This is a genomic window from Endozoicomonas acroporae (assembly GCF_002864045.1).
Lineage (GTDB): Bacteria > Pseudomonadota > Gammaproteobacteria > Pseudomonadales > Endozoicomonadaceae > Endozoicomonas > Endozoicomonas acroporae.
On the sequence record NZ_PJPV01000156.1, the window covers coordinates 1 to 11,474 of the forward strand.

Sequence of the window (11,474 nt, forward strand, 5' to 3'; positions counted from 1 at the left end):
TAGCCAGAAATATTCGATTCCATATGGCCAGCTACTTAATGCCTGACTCTTCACTGAATATTTTCACCACGCTCAGAAGGGCCAATCGTCTGTTCAGATAATAAACGACATCAGATTAATAATCTGGAAAATAACAGCTTGAATCTTACCGTGACAGATCAACGTCGTTTGTTTCTGATCATTCCGGTCATTAAATTTATAATACTTTCGTCGTAAAAAAGCTCTCAGAATTTTTCTTTACCAGCAACAGCTATTTATATTGAATTATTGTTTATTCTTTTTCCCCAGGCTTTTTCCACCATTTACCAATACGACTGTTTTATGAATCCCGTTGGCTGTTACTCTTATCCTGTATCTACTGATACTTCAGGGTCATTCAGTGATGATGAGTGTTCCATTTGCAAAGAGGATTTCCATGGCCGTAGTGTGGTACCCGTTATCGTCAAAACCAAATGCGGGCACAGGTTTGATCTGGACTGTATTTCGAGATGGCTCGGTTCCGGATTCGGGCAAGGAACCTGTTGCATTTGTCGCCAGGCAGTGTTGCCGCTGGTACGGGAGGCCGGTGCCTGTGTTTATGAAGTCTCACCCTTCTGCGAAGCCCTCCCACTGCAAGCCTGTCGTACTGGTGATGTCGAGAAATTAACCGCACTTTTGAGGCTGGACCCCAGCACTGCCCGGAAAACGTTCAGGTCTGCAGTAACGGGGCAGCAAGTTGATCTAATGATCGTCGCCGCCCAGAACAATAACGCCGCCTGCCTGCAGGCCCTTATGGCTTCTGGGGCGGATCCCAACACGGTCCGGTCTGCGGATGGTGTCCCCCCTCTGTTAATCGCTACCCAGGATAATGACACCGCCTGCCTGCAAGCCCTGATGGCTGGGGGGGCAGATATCAACGCCACCCTGGCTTCGGGTGCCACAGCACTGTTCATCGCTGCCTGTCACAATAGCACCGCTTGCCTGCGCCTCCTGATCACTGCCGGGGCAGATCTCAATGCTGCCCTGAATACAGGTGTTACCCCGCTGTTCATCGCTGCCCAGAAGAATCACATCGCCTGCCTGCAAGCCCTGATTAATGCCGGGGCAGAGCTTGATGTCGCCAGAGCTTCGGATGGTATCACCCCGTTGTTGATTGCTGCCCAGCAGAATAGCATCGCCTGCCTGAGAGCCCTGATCACCGCAGGGGCAAAGCTCAATGCCGCCATGACTTCGGGTGCCACCGCGCTATTCACCGCTGCCCAGCATAATTACATCGCCTGCCTGCAAGCCCTGATCGCTGCCGGGGCCGATCTCAACGCCGCCCGGACTTCGAATACCACTCCGCTGTTTATCGCGGCCGCGAACAATCACGTCACCTGCCTGCAAGCCCTGATCCTTGCCGGGGCGGATCTCAATGCCGCCCGGACTTCGGGTGCCACCCCGCTGTTCATCGCTGTCCAGAAAAATAACATCGCCTGCCTGCAAGCCCTGATCACTGCCGGGGCAGATTTCAACGTCGCCCTGAATTCGGGCACCACCCCGCTGTTCATTGCTGCCCAGGACAATCACATCGCCTGCCTGAAAGCCCTGATCACTGCCGGGGCGAAGGTTAACACCGCCCGAAATACAGATGGTGCTACCCCGCTGTACATTGCTGCCCAGCACAATAACGTCACCTGCCTGCAAGTCCTGCTCATGGCCGGGGCGGATCCCAACATCGCCTGCACGGATGATGGGGCCACCCCACTTTACATCGCGGCCCAGGACAATAACATCACCTGCCTGCGAGCCCTGATCTCAGAAGGGGCGAATCCCAACATTGCCTGCACGGATGATGGGAGTACTCCACTGATGGTCGCTGCCGAGGCCAATCACATCGACTGCCTGCAAGCCCTGATTGCGGCAGGGGCAGATCTCAGCGCCCGGACTACGGATGGTGCCACCGCGCTCTCCATCGCTGCCGAAAGCAATAATATCGCCTGCCTGCAAGCCCTGAGCGCTGCCCTGGCCAGGAAGGAAGACTGAGACAGCATCAAGCCCGCCTGTGTTCCCAACGCCTTTAAACAGTTGTTATTGCATTGAATTTTTTTGTTTATTGTACATCTAACCCTGTCACTGATTAACACATGCGGGTGTTTGCTCTATGGATGTCACTTCCGATTATTCATCCTCCGTTCCCATGGAGGTCTCCGGGTCGTCGGATGAGGTTTCTGGTTCCACTGGGCATGGGGCTTTTCATGGCCGTGACGCAGTACCCGTGTTCGTAAATACCCGGTGCGGGCACCGCTTTGATCTGGATCGTGTTTCCAGGGATTTTGCCAGAGAACTGGCCGGTACCCGTAAGTGCGCGGCTTGTCAGAATAATCCGATGCCTCTGGTGAATGAGCATACCGGTGAATATTACCGGGACGAACACTTCCCTGATCCGATATTTTTTTACGCCTGTATTCGTGGGGATCAGTCTTTGATTCGGTCCCGGTTGCTACAAGGGGTTAATGTTAATGTTCCTATGGAGCATGACTTAACCGCCCTGATATGGGCATCCCAGAACGGGTGCCTTGAGGTCGCAAGGCTGCTGATCGACAGCGGTGCTGACGTCAATGCCGTTACGGACAAAGGCATCACAGCCCTGATGTCGGCATCCCTGATCGGGTGCCGGGAGATCGCCAACCTGCTGATCAACAACAGCGCTGACATCAATGCCGTTTCCAACAAAGGCACCACTGCCCTGATGCTGGCAGCCAGCAGGGGGCACCGGGAAATCATCGTACTGCTGATGGACAGGGGAGCTGAGCTCAATGTCTGCCGGAGCAATGCCGACAATCTCAATGGCTGGACAGCCCTGATGTCGGCATCCGATAAAGGGCACATGGAGGCTGCCAGGCTAATGATCAATAGGGGGGCTAAGGTTAATGCCGTTATGGAAAATGGCTCCACAGCCCTGATGTTGGCATCCGGGAACGGGCATTGCGAGACCGCCGAGTTGCTGATCGACAATGGTGCCGAGGTCAATGCCGTTATGGATGATGGCTCAACAGCCCTGAAGCTGGCAGCTAATAACGGGTACAGTAAGGTTGCCAGGCTGCTGATCGGCAACGGCGCAGACGTCAATGCCTGTGCAGACAATGGCTTGACTGTCCTGATGTCGGCATCCATGTATGGGAAGCGTGAGGTCGCTGAACTACTGATTGACTACGATGCTGATGTCAATGCTGTCAGTGAAGATGGCTTGACTGCCCTGATGTTGGCATCCCGGAATGGGCATCTGGAGATTGCCCGGCTGCTGATCGGCAGTTTCGCTGATGTTAAAGCCAGGATGGATGATGGTACCAATGCCGTGATATTTGCAGCCAGGAACAGACATTGGGAGATCGTTAAACTGCTGGTCAACAGCGGTGCTGAGGTCAACGACAGTACGGACAATGGCTTGACTGTCCTGATGTCGGCATCCTGGTGCGGACAGTGGGAGGTCGCCGCGCTGCTGATCCACAAAGGTGCAGATGTCAGTGCCAGGGTGGATAATGGCCTGACTGCCCTGATGTCGGCATCCCAGAGTGGACACCGGGAGGTCGCCGTGCTGTTGATTGGCAGCGGTGCTGATGTCAATGCCACTATGAAAGATGGTTCCACTGCTTTGATGTTGGCAGCAGAGAGCGGGTGGAGTGAGGTCGCGGAGTTGTTGATCGAAAGTGGCGCTGAGGTCGATGCCGAAACTGACAATGGCTTGACTGCCCTGATGTCTGCATCGGAGAACGGGCAGCGGGAGGTCGCCAGGCTGTTGATCGTCAGGGGAGCTGAGGTCAATGCCAGTATGACTGATGGCATCAATGCCTTGATGTTGGCAGTCATGAAAGGGCAGTTGGGTACCACTGAACTGCTGATCAGCAGTGGTGCCGAAGTCAACGCCAGTAACGACGATGACTTAACAGCCCTGATGATTGCGGCCCGGAGCGGCTTCAGTGACATTGTCTGGTTCCTGATCGACAAGGGCGCTTCTGTCAATGTCTGTATGCCCGACGGTTTCAATTCTCTGATGTTGGCATCCCGGAATGGGCACCTGGAGGTTGCCCGGCTGCTGATTGATAACAACTCTGAAATCGATGTTGCCATGGATGATGGTTCCACTGCCCTGATGTTTGCCTGCGAGAAAGGACACCGGGAGGTTGCCAGGTTGCTGATTGACAGGGGCGCTGACGTCAATGTCGTTATGGACAGTGGCCTCACTGCCCTGATGTTTGCATCTCAGAATGGACACGCGGAGATTGTCAGGCTGTTGATCGACAGGGGGGCTGAGGTCGATGTTGTTTTAAAAAATGGTACCACCGCCCTTATGTTGGCGTCCCTGCACGGGCGGCGTGAGGTCGCCGAGCTGCTGATTGACATCGGCACTGAGGTCAATGTTGCCAGGAACGATGGTTTTACTGCCTTGATGTCGGCATGCGAGAGGGGGTATCGGGATGTTGCTGAGCTGTTGATTGACAGTGACGCCAAGGTTAATGTCCGCATGGGGAATGGTGTCACAGCCCTGATGTTTGCATCCCGGAATGGACACGTGGAGACTGTCAGGCTGTTGGTCGATAAGGGCGCTGAGCTCAATGCCAGTACGGACAATGGCGTCACTGCCCTGATGTTGGCAGCACAGAACTGGCAGTGGGAGGTTGTCGACCTGCTGATCAAAGTCTTTATACGGGAGGGGATAGAATAAAATATGAGTTCATTTGGTGAACTACTGGCTACTCGCCAGGCGACTCTCCCTCATTTTCCTGCTCTTTAATTTCCTGTACCCAGCGGAATACTTCGGCAACAGGCTCAATCAGCTCGCCGGGAATAAAATCGGCAATGTTTAAATGGAACAGGGCATGCGCCAGTGGTACGTTTTCAAGAACAGGAATGCCTTCTTTTTCAGCAATTTTGATAATAAACCGGGCATGACCACCACGACCTTTAACCGTGACAACAGGCAGTGGCGTCTTACCCTGACGGTACTGCAAACCAATGGCCAGATGGGTCGGGTTTTTAATAACAACGTCTGATTTTCCGGTGTTTTCTGCCTGGTTGAGTATTTCCTGATGAATTTCCTTCCGCTTACCTTTAATTTCCGGGCTACCTTCACTCTCTTTATGCTCCCGTTTGACCTCATCCTTGCTCATCCGGTTCTGTTTCATAAAGTTGTAGCGCTCAAACATATAGTCGAGAATCGCAATAATCACGAAAGCAACCATGGCGTAGAGCAGCAGCTTTTTTATCAGATGGGCAGCGACCGGTAATATGCATGAAGTGCCGCAATAGGGCATGTCAACCATGTCGCCCACACTGCTGTAAATGACGTAATACACAACAAATGACAGAAACAGGATTTTGATCACCGACTTGAAAAACTCCATAAGGTTTTTCATGGCGAAAATCTTTTTCAACCCACCAACCGGGCTGATTTTTCCAATATCCGGTTTAATGCCTTCAGGCGCAAACAGCAGGCCAAACTGCATGACGTTGCCGATAATCGCCGAAAACATGGAGACGGCGACCAGGGGAATCAGCAGGTCCATGGTTAAACTGAGAATACCGTGGGTAACGATTTTGAAAGAGACTTCAAAGGGTTCGTTGTAGCTCAACGTGGGAAACACCACCATCTGCTTGATCTTGTCAATAAAGGTGTCACTCATGTACCAGAGCGTTGCCAGTACCGCGATAAGGTTAAAGGTGCCGGATACTTCTTTACTTTTGGCGACCTGGCCCTTTTGCCGTGCATCACGGAGTTTTTTGGGGGTGGGCTGTTCGGTTTTTTCTGCACTCATTTCCAGATCACTCCCAATGATTCAAACATCTCAGGGATTCCCATCATGTGCTTTTGGGATAATTCCAGAATGGTTCCGATGTAAACCACCAGAATAGCAAGGGCAACACCGGATTTAATGGGCATGGCCAGGATGAACACGTTCAGCTGGGGAGCCGCCCGGCTGATCAGGGCAATGCCAAATTCGGTGATGAACATGCAGATGATGACCGGCGCAGAGAGCCACATGGACAGTTTGATAATCAGGTCAAACTGGCCAAGGAAAAACGTCACCGCTTCCTGATTGATCTTTGGGAAGTAGCTGAAAACCGGCCAGACCTGATAGGTGAGCATCATGCTTTCCAGCATCAATAGAAACAGCCCACTGGTCATGATCATGGCAATAAAGGCCTGGCTGAACAGGATGCCCATCGGGGAGGTTTCTGCGCCGGAAAACGGGTTGAGGGTACTGGCCATGGAAGCACCCCGCTGGTTATCAATAAAAAAACCGGCAGCTTCCATTGCCCAGAATGGGATCGCCAGGACGAAACCCATGATGGCACCGATAAAGACTTCTTTGATTACGATGCCACCGGTGTCGTAGATGGTCAGTGTTTCGTCGGGTTTGGTCTCAGACAGCATGGGGTGCATGAACAGCACCAGGCTCATGCAGATGCCGTTGCGAATCATCGACCCACCAAGGTTCCGCTTGTGCAGCATGGGCAGAACGGTAAACATGGCAACGATGCGGGGCATCCCCATTGACAGGATGTAAAACCACTCTTTCAGATCATCAATGGGCAGGATCATGGTCAGAGCCTTTCGAACATATCCATCACGGCCACTGAGAAGTTATAGACCTCGATGCCCATCCAGCGGGATGTTAGGAAGATACTGATAATGACCGCGACCAGTTTGAAGGCAAATGGCAGTGTCTGTTCCTGAATCTGGGTCAGTGCCTGAATCAAACTGATCAGCAGACCAACCGCCGATGCCGCGATGATAGGAGGCATGGACAGTAACAGTGTCAGCCAGAGTGCCTGGGCTGTGAGTGTCAGTATATGCGGGTCATGCATAACTTAGCACCAGTCCGTGGATTAGCCGGGTCCAGCCATCCAGCAGTACGAACAGCAAGAGCTTGAAGGGCAGGGATATGGTCATGGGTGACACCATCATCATACCCATAGCGAGAAGGATGTTAGAGACGATCAGGTCAATAACGATAAACGGCAAATAGAGCAGAAAGCCAATCTCGAAGGCCTTGGTCAGTTCCGTGATACAGTAGGACGGCATCAGAACCACCAGGTCATCTGCGCTCAGTTGTGCCTGGTAAGCCTTTGGCCACAATATTCTTGCGGTTTTCAGAAAGAAGTTTCTTTCCCGCTCCGTGGTATTTTTTTTCAGGAAGTCCCGATAGGGGGCTATCAGCAGTTCGATGTTATTCATCAGCTCTCTACTGTCTTCACCCTGAAAGCTGATGTTCTCCTCTTGCGCGATATCCCATGCCTCAAAACCTACCGGTGCCATGATGTATAGCGTCAGGATAATGGCCAGGGCATTCATGGCAATATTGGGAGGAATCTGCTGCAAACCGGTAGCGTTTCTGAGAATGGAAAATACCACCACCAGTTTCAGGAAGGATGTACCCATCACCGCAAGAAAGGGCACCAGCGCCATCAGCGCCAGTGGGATCATCAGATAAAATGGACTGGTGAGAGTAATTGCGCCGCTTTCCATAGTCGCCTTTTCCAGTCTCAGAGTATGAACAAGAGACGTTATTGTTTAGGTAGTCAGTCAGTCGACAATTCTGGTAATACGTGCACCCAGTCGATTATTTATTTGTACCAGCTGGCACTCGGCAATCAATTTGCCGCCGGCACGAACCTTAACCGGTTGTTCGATGGGACGATCCAGCTCAAACACATGGCCAGGCTGAAGAGACTGGACTTCCTGTGCAGTGAACTGCTGCCGCCCCACTTCGAATACCAGGTCAATCTCAATATCTGACAGGTCGATAGGCTCCTGTTCATGATGCATTTGATCGTCTTCCATTGAGTCCATCCTGTGCTTGATGGTGATGTGAGAACCCTCTGCTTCCCCGATGAAAGCCGTATCCGGGTTTACTCTGATAATCAGCTGCTGCCCGGTGACGTGGTAATTAAAAAATACAATGTCACCGACACCCAGGGCGCTGGTTTCCTCTTTAGACAGTTTTGCCCGTCCAAGTTCAAGACCTGCCCAGATAGGTATATCGGTGGATTGCTCGCGGATATGAGTGGGCAGCAGTTTGAGCAGCTCAAAAACAATGGGCGTGCTTTCCAGGTAAATGGGGTACTGCGTACCGCCTATCCGGATATTCATCGCCAGTTCTGCACGCTTTGATTTATCTTTATTGGGTGTCAGGTCGGTGAACTGGATGGCAATGCCAAGCCCCTGCATCAGATGCGCCAGCAGGGTTTGCAGCCTGTTCCCCAGGGCGGCCAGCATCAAGTCTTTTGGCAGTTTCAGCAGTATCTTGCTGTTCAGATTGTCCGGCATGATCAGGTCAATGAAGGCGCTGCCGGTGTACAGAGAAACGGGCTGGTGATTGATTTCCAGCTGCATGCAGATAGCAGGCATGGTTTCCGGGGCAATACTGCCCAGGGATATGTCCCACCTGTCCTCATTAACCGGCAGTGCAAGCTCTGTCTGGCGGTTGCTGAGGATTTGGCCAAGCAGCAGCTGCGACGGTGAGACAGAGGGTAGATCAAGAGTTTCTGCTGCCATGGTTCAACCTATGCCCGGTCGTTTCTGGAAGAGTTCTGGTCGTTATCATCTTCTGCCGCATACTGGTTACGGGAGCGACCATCACTGTCTTGGTTATCGCCACCTGACATATTGATATTTACCTGAACCTTGTCGTTGGAGAATCGCTCAGCCAGCATTTTCTGCAGGTTGGCTTCATGCTGGGCCAGAAAGTTTCCGGCTTCTGCTGATGTGGTGTTCATGGTGACTGTCAACTCGCCACCGTGTCTCTGGATTCTGATCTCGGTACCCGGCAGCACATTGTCTTTCAGGGAAATGCGAACCTCTGCCCCATTCACCGCATCCTTGGCAGACACCTGTATTTGATCGGCCATCTTCTGAAGTGCGGCTTCAACTTCTTTTACGCTACTGGTCTGCTGGATCTCACGAATCTGGGTCTGAAGCTGGGTATCGGCTTTAATCGGGTTCTGGGTGTTATTGACCATGACCTGCTCAGAGGCGTCTTCGCGGGTATTCTTGAACATATTCTCATTGCTCTTCTCTTCCTGAGAACCTTCGCGAGAACCTTTCTCCTGGCGTCCCCTGATGGCATTCTTAGAGTTTTTGTTCCGCTCGGCCAGCAGGCTTTCCAGACTTTCCAGGCTTTGCTCCTTATCGCCACCCGTTTTTTTCTCTTTACCACGCTTTTCTTTTGCCATGCGATCAGCAAAGTCGTTAGCCTGCTTATCGGATACATTGCGACTTTGCTGGTTAGCATCATTCTGTTGCGGGGGTGGGGTTGGCTGAGTGCTGGTTTGATTCACGCCGTGTGTTGACATGATGATTAACTCCTATTCCTTGGATTTGACGGTAAATTCTTCCATTTCCAGATCTTCAAGACGTTTGGCCTCTTTCTCAGCCTCTTCATCCTGTACCTTGCAGAACTCCTCAAACTTCTCCACAGCCATCTTGGCTTTAAAGTGAGCCTGTCTCGCTTCTTCGAGGACCTGCTCCGCTTTGACTACCTCTTGTTGTGCTTCTACCACCCGCTGTTCTGCATCGGCAATGGCCTGTTCCAGGGAGGCATCTTTCTCCCGTAACATGGCAACTTTCTGCTTCAACAGATCCAGATCATGCTGCTGAACACTGGTGTTCATAATGTTATCGTATAGCCGCTGTTCTTCTTGACTGCGCCATACAACATACTCTTCCAGATCCTTTTGACGTTGTGCCACTTCCTGCTTGCGTTGTTCGACCTCCTGATGGGCGAGATCCAGCTCATGCTGACAGCGCTTCACCTCCCGTTCAGCCGATTCCTCCCGTATATTTTTAACCTTCAGCAGATCATGCAGCATCTTCTCAGTAACCTACGATTTGCTGTAGTTGGGCAATTGTCTGGTCAAGGGGCATCAGTTCATCCGTTCTCTGCTTGAGAAAAGAACGGATGGTTTCAATTTTCTGAATCGCCTCGTCGGCCAGTGGGTCAGCCCCCTGTTTGTATTCCCCGACTTTGACCAGTAACTCAATATCTTCATATTTGGACATCAGGGCTCTTGCCCGACTGACCGCCGCCCGGTGGTCTTCGGTAGTAATGGCATTCATCACACGGCTGGCACTGGCCAGCACATCAATGGCCGGGTAGTGCCCGGATGCGGCCAGCTTTCGGGAGAGAATGATATGACCATCAAGAATCGAGCGGGTTTCATCCGCTACCGGCTCGGTCATGTCATCCCCTTCAACCAGCACGGTGTAGAGTGCCGTAATAGAACCCACATCTGACATCCCGGTGCGCTCCATCAGCTTGGGCAGGGTGGCAAATACCGAGGGCGGGAAACCCCGGCGGGTCGGTGGTTCTCCGGCGGCCAGTCCGATTTCACGCTGGGCACGGGCAAAACGGGTGACAGAGTCCATAAGCAGAAGAACCCGTTTGCCTTTATCACGGAAAAACTCAGCAACGGCTGTTGCGGTGTACGCGGCTTTGGAACGTTCCATGGAGGACTTGTCGGAGGTTGCGACAATAATAACTGACTTCTTTACCCCCTCCGGGCCAAGGTCGTGCTCGATAAACTCCCGCAGCTCCCGTCCCCGTTCACCGATCAGGGCCAGTACGGTGACATCCACTTCCGCTCCCTTGACCAGCATGGACAACAGGGTACTCTTACCACCACCGGCCGCTGCAAAGATCCCCATTCTCTGCCCTTCACCACAGGTTAGAACGCCATCAATGGCTTTAACGCCCAGGGGAATGGGGTGGTCAATAATTCTTCGGGTCATGGGGTCGGGGGCATCGGTATACACCGGGTAATGAGCTTCAGGCTCAATGCCATTAAATGCTTCAGGGTTTAATGGGTTGCCCATACCGTCCAGCACATGCCCCAGCAGGTGAGGGCCAACGGCTACATGGTGTACTTTGCCGGTTGGAATAACTTCAGTGGTGGAGGAGATCCCCATAATTTCACCCAGGGGGGATAGTACCGTCTCATGTCCCTGGAAACCGACCACTTCGGCGTATGAGTTCCGGTCACTGTCATTCGGGTTATTGGGGGATACCAGCTCGCAGAGCTCACCGATTTTGACACCAGGCACCGCCGCTTTGATGATCATGCCCTGAACTTCAGTAACACGGCCACGAATATCAATCAGCCTGCCGCTTTCCACGGTGCTTTGCAGCGCATTGGTGAGATAGTTAAAAGTTTGAGCCATCTTGATGCCTCCATTATTTTTCTTGCTATGGATATGCTGCTATCGAGATCCTTCTGCTTTCCATGCTCGGTAAATGCAGCATTACCTGCCATGACAGCATGGAGTTATTAAGTAGCTAACCATATGAAATCACATATTTCTGACTCCTTGTTCAGGCACTCTGCTTCGTTACAACTCCGGTCACATAGCTACGGCTATGCTCCCTCCGTTGTGCCTCGCATAGCACCTGCCCAAGTAGCCAGAAATATGTGATTCCATATGGCCAGCTACTTCAGACGCGACTATAGATGCTCTA

10 protein-coding genes are annotated in these 11,474 nt (G+C 52.2%); 2 read left to right on the forward strand and 8 right to left on the reverse strand.

Annotation, left to right across the window (positions count from 1 at the left end; translation table 11 throughout):
* The first annotated feature begins 321 nt into the window (after window positions 1–321).
* Window positions 322–2,004, forward strand: coding sequence for an ankyrin repeat domain-containing protein (locus CX664_RS21090; protein WP_180966575.1), 1,683 nt, complete (start codon window positions 322–324; stop codon window positions 2,002–2,004).
* Window positions 2,005–2,122: 118 nt separating this feature from the next.
* Window positions 2,123–4,684 carry an ankyrin repeat domain-containing protein gene (locus CX664_RS21095; RefSeq protein WP_101748637.1) on the forward strand — a complete coding sequence of 854 codons (2,562 nt, stop codon included), beginning with the start codon at window positions 2,123–2,125 and terminating at the stop codon, window positions 4,682–4,684.
* Window positions 4,685–4,712: 28 nt separating this feature from the next.
* Here the strand turns inward: CX664_RS21095 and sctU are convergent, their stop codons facing one another.
* From sctU to sctN, 8 genes are read right to left on the reverse strand one after another with little or no spacing between them, the layout of a single operon-like run.
* A complete protein-coding gene (gene sctU, locus CX664_RS21100; RefSeq protein ID WP_101748638.1) occupies window positions 4,713–5,774 on the reverse strand; it encodes a type III secretion system export apparatus subunit SctU in 1,062 nt (353 codons plus the stop codon).
* The gene (gene sctT, locus CX664_RS21105; RefSeq protein ID WP_101748639.1) at window positions 5,771–6,562 is read right to left on the reverse strand and encodes a type III secretion system export apparatus subunit SctT; all 792 of its coding nucleotides are present in this window, start codon (window positions 6,560–6,562) and stop codon (window positions 5,771–5,773) included. The genes sctU and sctT overlap by 4 nt, the downstream gene beginning before the upstream one ends.
* A gap of 2 nt (window positions 6,563–6,564) precedes the next feature.
* Entirely contained in the window at window positions 6,565–6,828 is a 264-nt protein-coding gene (sctS, locus tag CX664_RS21110) for a type III secretion system export apparatus subunit SctS (RefSeq protein WP_101748640.1), read from the reverse strand.
* On the reverse strand, window positions 6,821–7,489 hold the full coding sequence (gene sctR / locus CX664_RS21115) for a type III secretion system export apparatus subunit SctR (RefSeq protein WP_101748641.1): 669 nt from the start codon (window positions 7,487–7,489) through the stop codon (window positions 6,821–6,823). Before sctR ends, sctS begins: the two co-directional genes overlap by 8 nt.
* Before the next feature lie 57 nt (window positions 7,490–7,546).
* Window positions 7,547–8,518, reverse strand: coding sequence for a type III secretion system cytoplasmic ring protein SctQ (gene sctQ, locus CX664_RS21120; RefSeq protein WP_101748642.1), 972 nt, complete (start codon window positions 8,516–8,518; stop codon window positions 7,547–7,549).
* Window positions 8,519–8,526: 8 nt separating this feature from the next.
* Window positions 8,527–9,315 carry a type III secretion HpaP family protein gene (locus tag CX664_RS21125; protein WP_101748643.1) on the reverse strand — a complete coding sequence of 263 codons (789 nt, stop codon included), beginning with the start codon at window positions 9,313–9,315 and terminating at the stop codon, window positions 8,527–8,529.
* Window positions 9,316–9,327: 12 nt separating this feature from the next.
* Window positions 9,328–9,831 (reverse strand): type III secretion system stalk subunit SctO, encoded by a 504-nt coding sequence (gene sctO, locus CX664_RS21130; RefSeq protein WP_101748644.1) that lies wholly within the window; start codon window positions 9,829–9,831, stop codon window positions 9,328–9,330.
* A gap of 4 nt (window positions 9,832–9,835) precedes the next feature.
* The gene (gene sctN / locus CX664_RS21135; protein ID WP_101748645.1) at window positions 9,836–11,179 is read right to left on the reverse strand and encodes a type III secretion system ATPase SctN; all 1,344 of its coding nucleotides are present in this window, start codon (window positions 11,177–11,179) and stop codon (window positions 9,836–9,838) included.
* Window positions 11,180–11,474: the final 295 nt, after the last annotated feature.